The sequence below is a fragment of the Massilia luteola genome (genome assembly GCF_034420155.1).
Classification (GTDB): Bacteria; Pseudomonadota; Gammaproteobacteria; order Burkholderiales; family Burkholderiaceae_D; genus Telluria; species Telluria luteola.
In genome coordinates, this window is sequence record NZ_JAXOFN010000001.1 from 239209 (window position 1) to 254653 (window position 15445).

Here is a 15445-nt window from a genome sequence, read left to right on the forward strand (position 1 = left end):
CAGATTAATGTCGCTATGGTAACGTCTTATCGCTCGACGCCAAGGGGGTATCGTTGAGCCATTACATTGTGTTACAAACTTTACCCATTTCGCCTTATGCCTGGAGCCGATTCCTCATACACTGGCCTCATCGAATCACCGCTGGATCCACAGCTCACGCTACAGCTTACTCCTAACAAGGCAAAGCGAAAGAGGAACACCATGAACAGTGCGTTCACATACCATCACGCAGCGAAAAAGGCAGGCCGCCTGGCCCGCTTTGCTGTGCTGGCGTGCGCCCTGGTGCTGGGGGCCGGCAGCGCGTTTGCCCAGCAACACGGTGACCGCCGGGACGACCGCGGCGACATGCCGCAACCGTCGCGCTTTCGCTTGCCTCCGCAGCAAGACCGCGACCAGCGCGACGACATCCGTGCCGCCTACGAGGATCAGCGCCGTGCCCCGCAGCAGGAGCAGCGTGAACAGCGCGAGCCCCAGCACGAGCGCCGCAGCGGGCGCATGACGCCTGACGAACGGCGCGACCTGCGCCGCCAGATCAACGAAGCGGGCATGGACCTGTACCCGCAGCGCCGCTGACCGGGATGTCGGGAGTTTCCCGACATCAACTTTGTTGCTTGTTGTTTATTTTCCGCTGACAACATGATACGCTAGCCGGATTCGCCCCGGCCCAGCCCTTGCCGTGGCATCAACCGCACGGAGCGCGTATCGTGACTACAGACTCTCCCGCAGCACCGCAGGCGCAGGCGCAGGCTTCGGCGCCCCGGATCGCGGCGACCGGTCCCGAGCATTGCATCGCGCAGCGCGACGACGGGGTGTATGCCGATCCTACCGTGCTCGGCACCACGCTGCTCGCCGCCGTGGACAACGTCTACCGTGCGGGCAACTACCTCGTCGGTGTCGACTATCCCGTACTGATGAAAGCCTTGTTCGGCCACGGGCCGGACCTGCCGTGCGGACCGGACGGCATCGCGGTCGTGCGGATCGCCGCCGACATCCGGCCGTTCGATGCGGACCGGCGCGCGCTGTACCGCGCCGCCAAGATCGGCCGCGGTTATGCCGAATACTATTTCGAGCCCGCCTGGCTGCCCGACCCGGCCGATCCGGACGGCGAAGGCTTGCCGACCCGCCTCGACGTCGACGAATTCATCGCCGACATGTGGGCGAAGGGGATCCGCTTCGGCCTCGACCTGGACGCCATCCGCGCCGCGATGGCCTCGAACAAGGCCGACCGCATCACGTTCGCGCGCCAGGCCGATCCGGTGCCGGGCGAGGATGCCCACATCGTCGAAATCTCGGACGACATCCACCGCAACGACGCGCCGCTCGAACTGGCCAACGGCCGCCTCGACCTGAACAGCTTCCAGAACCGCTTCCCGCAGATCCAGCCCGGCGTACGTCTGCTCAAGAAGCAGCCCGCCACGCCGGGCACGATGGGCTTCGAGATGTCCGGCACGCCGTTGCACGCCAAGCCGGGGAGCGACACCGACCTCGCGGGGTACGCGGGCACGGGCACGAAGGTCGAGCGCATGCCCGACGGCGAATTCCTCGTCTCCAGCCAGGCCGGCTTCCTGATGGTCGATGCGAAGACGAGCCGGATTTCGGTCGAGGAGAAAGTCGTCAGCCATGACGGCGTCAGCGCCAAGACGACGGGCAACCTGATCCTGGCGGGCGATTACGAGGAGTTCGGCGAGGTCCAGGAAAAGCGCGTGATCGAGGCCGACAGCGTCACCGTGCACGGCGACGTGTTCGGCAGCCTCGTGTCGCGCGGCGGCACGATCGTCGTGCGCGCGAACCTCGTGGGCGGCAGCGCCCGCAACGCGCGCGGCGACATCCACGTGCGCGGCGTCGCGTCCGCCGCGGTGCTGAGCGCGGAGGACGGCACGATCGTCCTGGAGCGCGCCGAGAACTGCGTCATCGCGGGCGTGCGGGTCGAGGTCGCGCATGCCGTGAACTGCGAGATCGTCGGGGACGAAGTCGTCGTCAAGATGGCCGAGGGCTGCGCGCTCGCGGGCCGGCGCGTGACGGTGGAGTGCACCGTGCCGCGCAAGCAGAGCGAGATGCTGGTGGCCGTGCTGCGTGCGGACGACCGGCAGATCCACGAGGTCATCGCGGCCGTCGGCGAGCGCGTCGCGCGGTTCGAAGCGCTGGCCGCGCAACTCCGGGCCGCGATGGACGCCATGACGGGCAAGCCGGACGTGCACCGCTACCTGATGCTGGCCACGCGCGTGCGCAAGGGCGACATCACGCTGTCGCCCGAGCAGGCGCGCCAGTTCCAGAAAATGGCGCAGGACGTGGGGCCCGCGCTCAAGACGATCGCCGACATCTCCGCCAAGATCAAGGTGGCCGAGGCCGAGCAGCTGGCCGGCAAGGGCATGCTCGCGAACCTGGAGGCGCAGCGCAGCGACGCCGCCACCATCTCCGGCGTGGCGATCCAGTCGGTGCAGGGCGAGACGCAGGTGCGCATCCTCGGCTACAGCCCGGCGGACGGGCCGCCGCACCGCTGGACGCCGCGCGACATCCGCACGCGCCTGCGCGGTCCGCAGGCGGGCGAGCTGCTGTTCATGGGCGCCGCCGGCGACTTCGCATGGAGCAGCGACGCGGTGCCCGCGGCCGCGTAAAGCTCCCCCGCGCCGGCGCGAGCGCATATACTTGTGGGCGGCCGCGAGGCCGCATTCGACAGCATCCAACCACAAGACCAGAGGGGAAACCTTGAACAACATGCGTCCCATCCACCAGCGCCGCCCGATCGGCGCGCTGGTTGCCGCCATGTGCGCCGGTGCGCTGCTCGCCAACCCGGCAAGCGCAGCAACCAAGGCCACGAACACCAAAGGCAAGCCGACCGTAGCGGAAGCAGAACGCTTCGTCGCCGACGCCGAACAGAAGCTCGACCGGCTGGGCCTCGACGCCGGCCGCGCCGAGTGGGTAGCCGAGAACTTCATCACGCTCGACACCGAGACCCTGACCGCCCAGGCCAACGAACAATACCTGACCGTGAGCGGCGACATCGCCCTCAAGGCGCGCCGCTACAACGGCCTGAAGGTGTCGGACGCCAGCGCGCGCAAGCTGATGCTGATGCAGCAGTCGCTGATGCTGGAAAACGCCGACGACCGCGCCGCCTACGCGCGCCTGGCCGCCAGCATGACGGGCGCGTACGGCAAGGCGAAGTACTGCCCCGCGGCCGCCGCCGGCGCCGCGAAGCCCGATTGCATGCCGCTGGGCGAACTGGAAAAAGTGCTGGCCACGAGCCACGATCCGGCGCGCCTGAAGGAAGTCTGGCTCGGCTGGCACGCCCAGTCGCCGGCCTACAAGCAGGATTACGCGCGGTACGTCGACCTGTCGAACAAGGGCGCCCGCGCGATGGGTTATGCCGATACCGGCGCCTTGTGGCGCTCGCGCTACGACATGGCGCCGGATGCCTTCGCGGCCGAGATGGAACGCCTGTGGCAGCAGGTGAAGCCGCTGTACGAATCGCTGCACACGTACACGCGCTACAAGCTGCGCCAGGCCTACGGTCCGGACCTCGTTCCGGCCGACGGTCCGATTCCCGCGCAGCTGCTGGGCAATATGTGGGCGCAGAGCTGGGACAACCTGTACCCGATCCTCAAGCCGGCCGGCCTGGAAAAGGGCGAAGACCTGACGGCGCTGCTGGAAGCGCGCAAGGCCAGCGCCGTCGAGATGACGCGCTATGCCGAAGGCTTCTACACGTCGCTGGGCATGCAGAAGCTGCCGGCCACGTTCTGGGAGCGTTCGCTGTTGACCAAGCCGCGCGACCGCGAAGTCGTGTGCCACGCGTCCGCCTGGGACCTGGACGGCAAGGACGACGTGCGCGTCAAGATGTGCATCACGCCGACGTTCGAAGACTTCCGCACCATCCACCACGAACTGGGCCACCTGTACTACGATCTCGCGTACAGCGTGCAGCCGCCGATGTTCAGGAACGGCGCCAACGACGGCTTCCACGAAGCCATCGGCGACACCGTCGCGCTGTCGATCACGCCGGCCTATCTCAAGAAGATCGGCCTGATGAACACGGACCCGGACCCGAAGCAGGAAATCGGTCCGCTGCTGTACACGGCGCTGCAGAAGGTCGCGTTCCTGCCGTTCGCGTACAAGGTCGACAAATGGCGCTGGCAGGTGTACGGCGGCCAGGTCAAGCCGGCCGACTACGACAAGGCCTGGTGGGCGCTGACGGAGCAGTACCAGGGCGTGTCGCGTCCGTCCCCGATCGTCGACGGCGGCTTCGATGCCGGCGCCAAGTTCCACGTCGCCAGCGACACCCCGTACGCGCGCTACTTCCTGGCCCACGTGCTGCAGTTCCAGTTCCACCGCGCGCTGTGCAAGGAAGCGGGCGACACGGGACCGCTGTACCGCTGCTCGATCTACGGCAACAAGAAGGCTGGCGCCAAGTTCCAGCAGATGCTGGCGATGGGCACCAGCAAGCCGTGGCCGGAAGCGCTGAAGGCCATCACGGGGTCGGAGAAGATGGATGCGACCGCGATGCTGGAATACTTCGCGCCGCTCAAGACCTGGCTGGATGAGCAGAACAAGCAGCTGGCGATCGAGGATGCGAAGCTGACGAAGCGTTGAACCGTCGGGTGGGCTCCCCGAGCCCGCCGGATGCATGCGCCGCCGTCATGCATCATGGGCACGGGGTGCCCATCCTACGTGGCTTCCGCAGCCGTGGGGTGGACGGCGCAGATGTCGCGCCTGTGCACGCACCGCGGACATCGCCGTCCACCTACGCCGTTGCCGCGAGCGCCGCGTAACACTGCGCCGCTTCGGGCGGCAGTCCGGCGAACAAGGCCTCGTCCGCTTCGTCGAGCAGCCCCTGCTCGACGAGCATGCGCACCTTGCCAAGATAATCCGTCAGCTTGAGCAGGCGGCCCAGCGGCGACACCGCCGCGCCGCGCCGCAGCGCACCCTGTTCCAGCAGCGCCTGCGCCACCGTATCCGGAAAATTCCATTCGCGCGCGATGCTCGCGCACAGGCGGCGCGTGTCACGCGCCAGCTGGGCCAGGAACACGTCGGAGCCGAGCCGTTCGCCTTCCTGCGCCATCTGGTCCATGATGCGCAGGCTGACGATCAGGCCCACGTTCTGCAGCAGTCCGGCCAGGAAGGCGTCGAACGGCACGACGCCGTCGCCGGCCGTCCGGCGCGCGGCGAGCGCGCAGCGCTCCGAATGCGCCCACAGGTGCGGCGCGAGCCGGCGCGTGTAGAAGCCCGAATGCATGTCGATGATGGGACGGAACGCGACCGTCGTGATCAGCTGGCGCAAGCCTTCCTGGCCGATCAGGATCACCGCGTGCTCGACGCTCGTGATCGAGTTCCCGGTCCCCTGGTAGCAGCTGTTGGCGAGACGGACAATGGCCGCCACCAGCACGGGATCGGACGCGATCGTGCGCGACAGCGCGCTGCCCGAGAAGGTTTCGCTGCGCAGGCTTTGCAGCAGTTGCGGTACGAGCCCGGGCATGCGCCGCACCAGCGCCGCGCCGGACTGCTGCGACGCCACGATCGCGGCCAGCGCGTCCAGCACGCGGGTTTCGGTGCCGGCGAGTTCCAGGCCGCCGTCGGCGTGATCGAACAGCCAGCCGTTCCACGCGCCGTTGATCCGTTCCAGCTGTTCGAACGACACGGCGGACGTGGCCGGCAGCGGCGGCGCCGGCACGGAGGCGTCGGGCGTCGCGGGGCCGGAGGGCGCGCGGGCGGGCGGCGGCGCAGCATCGGGCGCGGGCGTCAAGTCAGCGACAGAAACGGCGGCCGGCTGCGGTTGCGCGGCGGCCGGGCCGGAAAACAGGCGTTGCAGCCACCGGAACATCGTTATCCCCTTTAGGTCAATTCCGAACATTGTACGGGCGCAGCCGCCGAGCGCAAGGTAGGAAATGTCTCATATTTTGTTGACTGTACTCAACAATTTCCACGTGTCATCGCCGTAGCATGGCGATCTTGAGAAAGGATCCGCCATGCACATGACTACGACCACCCAATTCCTGAGCTTTACCCTCGGCGGCCTCGAATACGGGCTCGATGTCGCCAAGGTGCAGGAGCTGCGCGTCCTCAAGGCCCTCGAGCGGTTCGCGGCGGACGGCGAGATGGTCAAGGGCGTCGCCGTCTCGCGCGGCGTGATCATGCCGCTCGTGGACATGCGCGCCGCCTGCGGCCGGGCGCCCGGCGCGCCGGACCCGATGACGGACGTGATCATCCTCAGGCTGTCGAGCTGTGTGATGGGGATGGTGGTGGATGGCGTCACGGGCGTCGTGTCGCTGGCGCCCGAGCAGGTGTCGCCGGTGCCGGGCGCGGACCAGGCCCAGGTCGATTTCCTGATCGGCCTGGGGCAGGCGGGCGCGCGCCGCCTGATCCTCGTCGACATCGACCGGCTGATGTCGGTGCGCCGGCCGAAGAAGGACGGCGCGCGCCAGGTGGCCTGACCGTCCGGCGTTTCCGCGGTACGTCTACGTCAAGCCGCCAGACTTTCCAGCTGCTCCTGCAGCTCCAGCCACTCGTTTTCCAGGTTGCCCAGGTCGCGCGTGAGAAACGCCTGGTCGGCCACGAGGTTCTTGAGCTCTTCCTTCTTGTCCGCCTCGTAGATGCCCGGCTCCAGCAGCCGGGCGTCGACGTCGGCCTTTTTCGCGTTCAGCTTGGCCATCTGTTCTTCCAGCCGCTTGATGCGGTTTTCGATCGGCTTCTTCAGCGCCGCCACGCGCTGGCGTTCTTCCGCCTCGAGGCGCTTCTGTTCCTTGCGGTCGACGGGCGCGATGGGCGCCGCGGCGGCCGACGCGGGCAGCGGGGCGCTGGCGCCGGCGTCGCCTTTCAGCTTGGTCTGGAACAGCCAGTCCTTGTAGTCGTCCAGGTCGCCGTCGAACGGCTGCAGGCGGCCGTCCGCCACGATGATGAACTGGTCGGTCGTCGCGCGCAGCAGGTGGCGGTCGTGCGAGACGACGACCAGCGTGCCCTCGAACTGCGCCAGCGCGAGGGTCAGCGCCTCGCGCGTTTCGAGGTCCAGGTGGTTCGTCGGTTCGTCCAGCAGCAGCAAATTCGGGCGCTGCCACACGATCAGCGCCAGCGCCAGGCGGGCCTTCTCGCCGCCGGAGAACGGCGCGATGGAACTCGTCACCATATCGCCCGGGAAGTTGAAGCCGCCGAGGAAGTTGCGCAGCTCCTGCTCGCGCGTCGTCGGCGCGATCTTTTGCAAATGCCACAGCGGCGACTCGTCGTGGCGCAGCATCTCGACCTGGTGCTGGGCGAAGTAGCCGATGACGAGACCCTTGCCCAGGGTCGCCGTGCCGGCCAGCGGGGCGAGGTCGCCCGCGATCGTCTTGATCAGGGTGGATTTGCCGGCGCCGTTCACGCCCAGCAGGCCGATGCGCTGGCCCGTCTGCAGCGAGAAGGTCACCTTGTGGACGATGGTCTTGCCGCCGACCTTGTCGCCGTGGCCGTCGAGGATGGGATAGCCCGCGTCCACGTCTTCCATCACGAGCAGCGGGTTCGGTGCCGACAGCGGATCGCGGAATTCGAACGAGAACTCGGCCGCGGCGCGCAGCGGCGCCAGTTCCTCCATCTTCGCCAGCGCCTTCATGCGGCTCTGGGCCTGGCGGGCCTTGGTGGCCTTGGCCTTGAAGCGGTCGACGAACGATTGCAGGTGGGCGCGCGTGCGCTGCTGCTTTTCATACGCGGCCGCGGCGAGCACGAGGTGCGCGGCGCGCTGGCGCTCGAACGCGGAGTAGTTGCCCGAGTAGCGTGTCAGGCTGCGCTCGTGGATGTGCACGACGACGTTCACGATTTCGTCGAGGAAGTCGCGGTCGTGCGAGATGATGATCAGGGTGCCGGGATAGCGCTTGAGCCAGTCCTCGAGCCAGATGATGGCGTCCAGGTCCAGGTGGTTCGTGGGCTCGTCCAGCAGCAGCAGGTCGGAAGGACACATCAGCGCCTGCGCGAGGTTCAGGCGCATGCGCCAGCCGCCCGAGAAGCTGGCGACGGGCTGGCGCATCTGCTCCAGCGAAAAGCCCAGGCCGAGCAGCAACTGCTCGCCGCGCGACTGTACCGTGTAGGCGTCGGCATCGGCCAGCGCGGCATGCACGTGGCCGATGGCGAGGCCGTTCTCCGTCGTGTGCGGCAGGTGTTCCAGGCGTTCCAGCTCGGCCTGCAAGGTGCGCAGATGGGCGTCACCGTCGATGGCGTACTCGATCGCGGGGCGGTCCAGCGCCGGGGTCTCCTGCGCTACATAGGCCATGCGCCAGCGCGCGGGAAAGTCGATCTCGCCCTGGTCCGGGTGGAGTTCGTTGCGCAGCATCGCGAACAGGCTGGATTTGCCGGCGCCGTTCGCGCCGATCAGGCCGATCTTGTCGCCGGGATTGAGGGTGAGGTCGGCGTCTTCCAGCAGCGGCTTCGTGCCGCGCATCAGGCTGACGTTGGAGAATCGGATCATGGAAATATCGCTTGTCTTAAACAACGTCGTCCCCGCGCAGGCGCGGACCCAATTTCAGCCAGCGGTTCGCTAACATACTTGGGTCCGCGCCGTCGCGGGGACGACGGTTTTTGGGCTGTCGTAGAAATTACTTCGCCAGCTGCTCGGCCGTCAGCAGAAATACCGCATCGTCACCCTGGCTGGTGGTCAGCCACGTCAGCCCCAGATGGCCGAACGCCGCTTCCGCATACTCGCGCTCGTTGCCGATCTCGACGATCAGCACGCCTTCCGGGCTCAGGCGCTCGGCGGCGCCGTCGACGATCTTGCGCACGAGGTCCATGCCGTCCTCGCCGCCGGCCAGGGCGATTCTAGGCTCGCGCAGGTATTCCGGCGGCAGCTTGCCCATCGAATCGCTGTTCACGTACGGCGGATTCGTGACGATCAGGTCGTACTTCTTGAACGGCACGTGCTGGTACAGGTCGGACTCGATCGGGTTCACGCGGCCTTCGAGCTTATAGTCGCGGATGTTGCGCTCGGCCACGGCCAGCGCGTCCTGCGAGATGTCGACCGCGTCGACGACGGCGTTCGGGAACGCGTCCGCCAGCATGATCGCGAGGCAGCCGGAGCCGGTGCACAGTTCCAGCACGTTCTCGACGCCGTCCGGATCGGCCACCCACGGGCTGAACATGTTCGGGATCAGCTCGGCGATGAACGAGCGCGGCACGAGCACGCGTTCGTCGACATAGAAGTTGTAGCTGCCCAGCCACGCTTCGTTCGTGATGTAGGCGGCCGGCACGCGTTCGGTGACGCGGCGCTCGATGACGGCCATCACCTGCAGCACTTCTTCCGGCAGCAGGCGGGCGTCGAGGAAGGGCTCGAGCTTGTCCAGCGGCAGTTTCAGGGTGTGCAGGATCAGGTACGCGGCCTCGTCGAAGGCTTCGGCGCTGCCGTGGCCGAAGAACAGCTTGGCACCGTTGAAGCGGGTGACGGCATAGCGCAGCAGGTCGCGCGGCGTGCAGAAATTGGTCGTGGTCATGGCCGGGTCTCGTTATGCCGCGGACGGCGGGATGGTCAGCAATCGCTCCAGCGTGCGCCGGTAGATGTTCTTGAGCGGATCGATGTATCGCACTTCGATGTGCTCGTCGATCTTGTGGATGCTGTCGTTGGGTGGCCCGAATTCTATCACCTGGGGGCAGATGCGCGCGATGAAGCGCCCGTCCGACGTCCCGCCCGTCGTCGACAATTCGGTCGTCACGCCCAGTTCCTGCTTGATCGAGCCGCAGATCGCGTCCGACAGCGTGCCCTTGGGCGTGAGGAACGGGTGGCCGGACAGCGTCCACTTGAGGTCGTAGTCGAGGCCGTGGCGGTCGAGGACCGCGTGCACGCGCGCCTGCAGGCTCTCGGCCGTGCTCGCGGTGGAAAAGCGGAAATTGAAATCGACCTTCAGTTCGCCCGGGATCACATTCGTCGCGCCCGTGCCGGCCGCGATGTTCGACATCTGCCAGCTCGTCGGCGGAAAGTACTCGTTGCCTTCATCCCATTGCTCGGCCGCGAGCTCGGCCAGGGCCGGCGCGGCGAGGTGGATCGGGTTGCGCGCCAGGTGCGGGTAGGCGATATGGCCCTGCACGCCCTTGACGACGAGGCAGCCGGACAGCGAACCGCGGCGGCCGTTCTTGATCATGTCGCCCAGCACGTGGCTGGACGTGGGCTCGCCCACGAGGCAATAGTCGATCGTCTCGCCCCGGTCTTCCAGCAGCTCGCACACGATGACGGTGCCGTCCGTGGCCGGGCCTTCCTCGTCCGACGTGATCAAAAAGGCGATCGAGCCGATGTGTTCCGGGTGCATTGCCACGAATTCCTCGACGGCGACGACCATGGCGGCGATCGACGTCTTCATGTCCGACGCGCCGCGGCCGTACAGCCTGCCGTCGCGGATGGTCGGCGTGAACGGTTGCGACGCCCACTGGCCGGCGGGGCCGGTCGGCACGACGTCCGTGTGGCCGGCGAACACGAACACCGGCGCCGCGTCGCCGCGGCGCGCCCACAGATTGGTCACGCCGTTCGATTCGATCGTTTCGCACCGAAAACCGAGGGGCGCCAGCAGATCCTTCAGTTTCTGCTGGCAGCCCTTGTCCTGCGGCGTGACGGAGTCGAGCGCGATCAGCGCTTCCGTCAGCTTATGGGTGCGCGACGGCTTCATGCCGGCCAGTCTCCGAACAGGTCTTCGTACTGCTCGACGGAAAAGCCGACCGACACCTTGCCGTCGCATTCCAGCACGGGACGCTTGATGACGGACGGATTCTCCAGCATCAGGTCGAGGGCGCTGGCCTTGTCGACGACCCGCGCGCGGCGCTCGTCGGACAGCTTGCGCCACGTCGTGCCCTTGCGGTTCACGAGCGTTTCCCAGTCAAGCTGCTCGAGCCAGTGCGCGACGGTGGTGCGCTCCAGGCCTTGCTTCTTGAAGTCATGGAATTCGAACTCCTGGCCGTTGTCGGCGAGCCAGGTGCGGGCTTTCTTGACGGTGTCGCAGTTGGGAATACCGTAGAGGATCTTTTTCATGGCGGGGTGGGTCTTGCCGTTCGGGAAGGCGCGAAGGATAGCACAGGCCGGCTACCCGACCGATAGTTTAGCAAGGGCGCCGCCGGGGCAGCGCGCGGGCGCGGCCGCTCAGTTATCCAGCGTGAATTCCGTGAACGACGGCCCGTCCGGCTCCGCCGGTTTGGGCGCTTCTTCCTCGCGCGCCTTGCTGTCCGGCCCGTTGTTGATCAGCCAGAGCAGGTTGGTGGCCGAGTCGGCATTGGCCAGCGCCTCTTCCTGCGTGATCAGGTCGGCCTGCACGAGTTCCAGCAGCGCCGTTTCGAACGATTGCGAGCCCGGCGACAGGCTCTTGTCCATCGCTTCCTTGATCTGGCCGATGCCGCCCTTCTCGATCAGGTCCGCGACGTAGCGCGTGTTGACCATGATCTCGACCGCGGCCTGGCGCCGCCCGCCCGCCTTCGCGCGCACGAGGCGCTGCGAGACGATGGCCTTCACGGCGGACGACAGGTCCTGCAGCAGGGCGGGGCGGTTCTCGATCGGATAGAAGCTGATGATGCGGTTCAGCGCGTTGTAGCTGTTGTTCGCGTGCAGGGTCGCGAGCACGAGGTGGCCGGACTGGGCGTAGGCGAGGGCGGCGGCCATCGTGTCCTTGTCGCGGATCTCGCCGATCAGGATGCAGTCGGGCGCCTGGCGCATCGAGTTGCGCAACGCGACGTCGAAGCTCTTCGCGTCGCTGCCGATCTCGCGCTGGTTGATGATCGCTTTCTTGTTCTTGAACAGGTATTCGATCGGGTCTTCCAGCGTGAGGATGTGGCCGTGGCGCTGCTCGTTGCGGTGGTCGAGCATCGAGGCGATCGTCGTCGACTTGCCCGATCCGGTCGCGCCGACGATCAGGAGCAGGCCGCGCTTTTCCATGATCAGCTCGGACAGCACCGCGGGCAGGCCCAGCTCGGCCAGCGGCGGGATCGTCGCGGGGACGAAACGGAACACGGCGGAAATGCTGCCGCGCTGGCGGAAGGCGGACAGGCGGAAGCGGCCCAGGTTCGCGACCGAGATGCCCATGTTGAGCTCGTTGTCGCGCTCCAGCTCTTCCATCTGCTCGGGGCTCGCGATTTCCGCGAGCAGCACGCGGATGTTTTCCGGCTCGAGCTTGTTCTGGTTGATCGGGATGAGGTTCCCGTTGATCTTGATGTGTACGGGGGAATTGACCGCGAAGAACATGTCGGACGCGTTCTTTTCCTTCATCAACTGGAACAGGCGTTCCATCATCATGGTGCTCTCCCTTGCTTCGCCGTAATTTTTCGCGTTTAAGGGATTCTAACCTGAGGGGGGAAGGTTGGGCAGCGCGGTGCGGAAAATGCTGTGGAGATGGTCAGCCATGGCACGTCGTCCCCGCGGAGGCGGGGACCCAATTGAGTGCGCGGTATGCAAACGTACTTGGGTTCCCGCCTGCGCGGGAACGACGGCTTTCAGGCCGCAGCGTGGGCGCGTGCCCACCAAATGCCGGATCAGATCCAGCACAGCAGCTCGTTGATGCCGGATCAGATCCCGCGCAGCAGCTCGTTGATGCCCGTCTTCGCGCGCGTCTTGGCATCGACCTGCTTGACGATCACCGCGCAATACAGGCTGTACTTGCCGTCGGGCGACGGCAGGCTGCCCGACACGACGACCGAACCGGCCGGGATACGGCCATACGACACTTCGCCGGTCTCGCGGTTGTAGATCTTGGTCGACTGGCCGATGTACACGCCCATCGAGATCACCGAGTTCTCTTCGACGATCACGCCTTCCACGATCTCCGAGCGGGCGCCGATGAAGCAGTTGTCTTCGATGATGGTCGGGTTGGCCTGCATCGGTTCCAGCACGCCGCCGATGCCGACGCCGCCCGACAGGTGGACGTTCTTGCCGATCTGGGCGCAGGAGCCGACGGTGGCCCAGGTGTCGACCATCGCGCCTTCGTCGACGTAGGCGCCGATGTTCACGTACGACGGCATCAGGACGACGTTCTTGCCGATGAACGAGCCGCGGCGCGCGACGGCCGGCGGCACGACGCGGAAACCGCCCTTCGCGAAATCGTCGGCGGTGTAGTCGGCGAACTTGGTCGGCACTTTATCGTAGAACTGCATGCCGCCGCCTTCCACGGGCACGTTGTTCTCGAGGCGGAACGACAGCAGCACGGCTTTCTTGATCCACTGGTTCACGACCCAGCTGCCGGTGTCTTTCTGGGCGACGCGCAGGCTGCCGTCGTCAAGGCCGGCCAGGACGTGGGCGACGGCGTCGCGCACTTCCGCGCTGGCGCCCGCCGGGCTGATGTCCGCGCGCTGTTCCCACGCGGTGTCGATGATGGTCTGGAGTTGTTGGGTCATGATGGTCTATCGTTGGGTTGGTGTCTGATTCAGGACGAAGCCTTGAGATTCTTGCAGAACTGCGTGATGCGGTTCGCCGCTTCCAGTCCTTCGTCCACTTCGGCGACGAGCGCCATGCGGATGCGGTTGCGTCCCGGATTGCTCCCGTGCGCGTCGCGCGCCAGGTAACTGCCGGGCAAAACCGTCACATTATATTCGGCGTACAGGCCGCGTGCGAACTCCGTGTCCGACAGGCCCGTGCGGCGCACGTCGGCCCACAGGTAGAAGCCGGCGTCGGGCAGTTCCACGTCCATCACCTGCTTGAGCAGCGGGGTGATGAGGTGGAACTTTTCCTTGTACAGGGTGCGGTTCTCCTGCACGTGGTGTTCGTCGTTCCACGCCGCGCAGGACGCGGCCTGCACCGGCGGCGACATCGCGCCGCCGCAGTAGGTGCGGTACAGCAGGAATTTCTTCATCAGTTCCGGATCGCCGGCGACGAAGCCGGAGCGCATGCCCGGCACGTTCGAGCGCTTCGAGAGGCTCGAGAACACGATCAGGTTGGCGTACGGGCGCGCGCCGCCGCTCCGGCCCAGCTGGTGCGCCGCTTCCAGCGCGCCCAGCGGGGGCGTGGCGCCGACATAGATCTCGGAATAGCACTCGTCGGCCGCGATGACGAAGCCGTGGCGGTCGGACAGCGCGAACAGTTCGCGCCAGTCGTCCAGCGACAGCACGGCGCCGGTCGGATTGCCGGGGGAGCACAGGTACAGCAGCTGCACGCGCTGCCACACGGCGCTCGGCACGCTGGCGTAATCGCAGGCGAAGTTGCGGGCCGGCTGGGAATTCACGAAATAAGGCTCGGCGCCGGCCAGGTAGGCCGCGCCTTCGTAGATCTGGTAGAACGGATTCGGGCTGACGACGAGGGCGCCCGGCTTCGACGCGTCGACCACACTGTGCGCGATCGCGAACAGCGCCTCGCGCGAACCGTTCACCGGCAGCACCATCGTGGCCGGGTCGAGCGGCGGGATCGCATAGCGGCGCTCCAGCCAGCCGGCGATCGCGGCGCGCAGCGGCTCGCCGCCGTGCGTGGTCGGATACGTGGCCAGGCCGGCCATCGCGTGCGTCAGGGCCTTCTGGATGAAGGCGGGCGTCGGATGCTTGGGTTCGCCGATACCCAGGCTGATGGGTTTATAGTCGGGATTCGGCGTGACGCCGGCGAACAACTGGCGCAGCTTTTCGAACGGATAAGGGTGCAGGCGGTCGAGATGTGGATTCACGGCGATGTGTTTTCTTGGCGATATGCGGTGTGAGAAGGACAATTATAGCCAGATCCGGTGCCACGGCGACCTTTCCGGACGCCCCGGGTCGGCGTAGTATTGACCACAGGAATCCTTACCCGCCCACCGATCATGCAGCGTTCCGTCGATTACGTCCGTACCCTGACCGCCCAGGCGCGCAGCGCGCGCGCCAACCGCCACCTCGGCTTCGCGCTGGCCGGCGTGGCCGGGGCCATGAATGCCGGCGGCTTCCTCGCCGTGCACCAGTACACGTCGCACATGACCGGTGTCGTGTCGTCGGCGGCCGACAATCTCGCGCTCGGTGCCGGCGATCTCGTGCTGGACGCGCTCGGCGCGATCCTCTCGTTCCTGCTGGGCGCGGCCAGCACGGCGCTGCTCGTCAACTACGGACGGCGCCGCGCCCTGGCCAGCGAATACGCGCTGCCGCTGATGTTCGAAGCCGTGCTGCTGCTGGCGTTCGGCGTGCTGGGCGCGCGCCTGTCCAGCGTCCGCGGCCTGTTCGTGCCGGCCACCGTGATGCTGCTGTGCTATACGATGGGCCTGCAGAACGCCCTGGTGACGAAGCTGTCGCACGCCGAGATCCGCACGACGCACATGACGGGCATCGTCACCGACATCGGCATCGAACTGGGCAAGATGTTGTACTGGAACGCCGACGGCGGCGCGCGTCCGCGCGTGGCGTCCAACCACGCGCGCCTCGCCGTGCTGTGCGGCCTGCTGGGCAGTTTTTTCTGCGGCGGCGTGGCCGGCGCGCTCGGGTTCAAGGTGCTCGGCTACGCGGCGACGGTGCCGTTGGCGCTGCTGCTGTGCAGCCTCGCCATCGTGCCGGCGCTGGACGACCTGCGCGCACGCGCGCGCAGGTCCTGACC

At 66.8% G+C, this 15445-nt stretch carries 13 protein-coding genes; 5 read left to right on the forward strand and 8 right to left on the reverse strand.

Features of this window, described 5'->3' with window-relative positions; all coding sequences use genetic code 11:
- The first annotated feature begins 201 nt into the window (after positions 1 to 201).
- The 3 genes from U9J41_RS01130 (at position 202) to U9J41_RS01140 (ending at position 4584) form a co-directional block, all read left to right on the forward strand.
- Entirely contained in the window at positions 202 to 573 is a 372-nt protein-coding gene (locus tag U9J41_RS01130; protein ID WP_322399762.1) for a hypothetical protein, read from the forward strand.
- Between the two features lie 131 nt (positions 574 to 704).
- Positions 705 to 2615: a flagellar assembly protein A gene (locus U9J41_RS01135; RefSeq protein WP_322399763.1), complete on the forward strand. Its 1911-nt coding sequence runs from the start codon at positions 705 to 707 to the stop codon at positions 2613 to 2615.
- 100 nt (positions 2616 to 2715) lie between these two features.
- On the forward strand, positions 2716 to 4584 hold the full coding sequence (locus U9J41_RS01140; RefSeq protein ID WP_322400133.1) for a M2 family metallopeptidase: 1869 nt from the start codon (positions 2716 to 2718) through the stop codon (positions 4582 to 4584).
- 151 nt (positions 4585 to 4735) lie between these two features.
- On the opposite strand, the gene U9J41_RS01145 is transcribed toward U9J41_RS01140, so the two are convergent.
- Entirely contained in the window at positions 4736 to 5812 is a 1077-nt protein-coding gene (locus tag U9J41_RS01145) for an HDOD domain-containing protein (RefSeq protein WP_322399764.1), read from the reverse strand.
- Between the two features lie 151 nt (positions 5813 to 5963).
- Here U9J41_RS01145 and U9J41_RS01150 point away from each other — a divergent pair, with 151 nt between their 5' ends.
- Positions 5964 to 6422 carry a chemotaxis protein CheW gene (locus U9J41_RS01150; protein WP_322399765.1) on the forward strand — a complete coding sequence of 153 codons (459 nt, stop codon included), beginning with the start codon at positions 5964 to 5966 and terminating at the stop codon, positions 6420 to 6422.
- 29 nt (positions 6423 to 6451) lie between these two features.
- On the opposite strand, the gene U9J41_RS01155 is transcribed toward U9J41_RS01150, so the two are convergent.
- The 7 genes from U9J41_RS01155 to dapC all read right to left on the reverse strand — a co-directional run bounded on the left by U9J41_RS01155 (position 6452) and on the right by dapC (position 14555).
- Entirely contained in the window at positions 6452 to 8419 is a 1968-nt protein-coding gene (locus U9J41_RS01155) for an ATP-binding cassette domain-containing protein (protein WP_322399766.1), read from the reverse strand.
- Between the two features lie 127 nt (positions 8420 to 8546).
- A complete protein-coding gene (gene prmB, locus U9J41_RS01160) occupies positions 8547 to 9434 on the reverse strand; it encodes a 50S ribosomal protein L3 N(5)-glutamine methyltransferase (RefSeq protein WP_056436368.1) in 888 nt (295 codons plus the stop codon).
- Between the two features lie 12 nt (positions 9435 to 9446).
- Positions 9447 to 10598 (reverse strand): succinyl-diaminopimelate desuccinylase, encoded by a 1152-nt coding sequence (gene dapE, locus U9J41_RS01165; protein ID WP_322399767.1) that lies wholly within the window; start codon positions 10596 to 10598, stop codon positions 9447 to 9449.
- Entirely contained in the window at positions 10595 to 10957 is a 363-nt protein-coding gene (locus U9J41_RS01170; RefSeq protein WP_322399768.1) for an ArsC family reductase, read from the reverse strand. The genes dapE and U9J41_RS01170 overlap by 4 nt, the downstream gene beginning before the upstream one ends.
- A 108-nt stretch (positions 10958 to 11065) precedes the next feature.
- Entirely contained in the window at positions 11066 to 12208 is a 1143-nt protein-coding gene (locus U9J41_RS01175) for a PilT/PilU family type 4a pilus ATPase (RefSeq protein WP_322399769.1), read from the reverse strand.
- A 269-nt stretch (positions 12209 to 12477) separates the two neighbouring features.
- On the reverse strand, positions 12478 to 13302 hold the full coding sequence (dapD, locus tag U9J41_RS01180) for a 2,3,4,5-tetrahydropyridine-2,6-dicarboxylate N-succinyltransferase (protein ID WP_322399770.1): 825 nt from the start codon (positions 13300 to 13302) through the stop codon (positions 12478 to 12480).
- Between the two features lie 29 nt (positions 13303 to 13331).
- Positions 13332 to 14555, reverse strand: coding sequence for a succinyldiaminopimelate transaminase (gene dapC, locus U9J41_RS01185; protein WP_322399771.1), 1224 nt, complete (start codon positions 14553 to 14555; stop codon positions 13332 to 13334).
- 132 nt (positions 14556 to 14687) lie between these two features.
- On the opposite strand from dapC, the gene U9J41_RS01190 reads away from it, so the two are divergent.
- Positions 14688 to 15443: a YoaK family protein gene (locus U9J41_RS01190; RefSeq protein WP_322399772.1), complete on the forward strand. Its 756-nt coding sequence runs from the start codon at positions 14688 to 14690 to the stop codon at positions 15441 to 15443.
- Positions 15444 to 15445 lie beyond the last annotated feature (2 nt).

Coding starts and splice junctions, on each gene's coding strand:
- U9J41_RS01175 (WP_322399769.1), bottom strand. CDS start 12,208: ATGATGATGGAACGCCTGTTCCAGTTGATGAAGGAAAAGAACGCGTCC.
- dapD (WP_322399770.1), bottom strand. CDS start 13,302: ATGACCCAACAACTCCAGACCATCATCGACACCGCGTGGGAACAGCGC.
- U9J41_RS01145 (WP_322399764.1), bottom strand. CDS start 5,812: ATGTTCCGGTGGCTGCAACGCCTGTTTTCCGGCCCGGCCGCCGCGCAA.
- prmB (WP_056436368.1), bottom strand. CDS start 9,434: ATGACCACGACCAATTTCTGCACGCCGCGCGACCTGCTGCGCTATGCC.
- U9J41_RS01190 (WP_322399772.1), top strand. CDS start 14,688: ATGCAGCGTTCCGTCGATTACGTCCGTACCCTGACCGCCCAGGCGCGC.
- U9J41_RS01155 (WP_322399766.1), bottom strand. CDS start 8,419: ATGATCCGATTCTCCAACGTCAGCCTGATGCGCGGCACGAAGCCGCTG.
- U9J41_RS01140 (WP_322400133.1), top strand. CDS start 2,716: ATGCGTCCCATCCACCAGCGCCGCCCGATCGGCGCGCTGGTTGCCGCC.
- dapE (WP_322399767.1), bottom strand. CDS start 10,598: ATGAAGCCGTCGCGCACCCATAAGCTGACGGAAGCGCTGATCGCGCTC.
- U9J41_RS01170 (WP_322399768.1), bottom strand. CDS start 10,957: ATGAAAAAGATCCTCTACGGTATTCCCAACTGCGACACCGTCAAGAAA.
- U9J41_RS01150 (WP_322399765.1), top strand. CDS start 5,964: ATGACTACGACCACCCAATTCCTGAGCTTTACCCTCGGCGGCCTCGAA.
- U9J41_RS01130 (WP_322399762.1), top strand. CDS start 202: ATGAACAGTGCGTTCACATACCATCACGCAGCGAAAAAGGCAGGCCGC.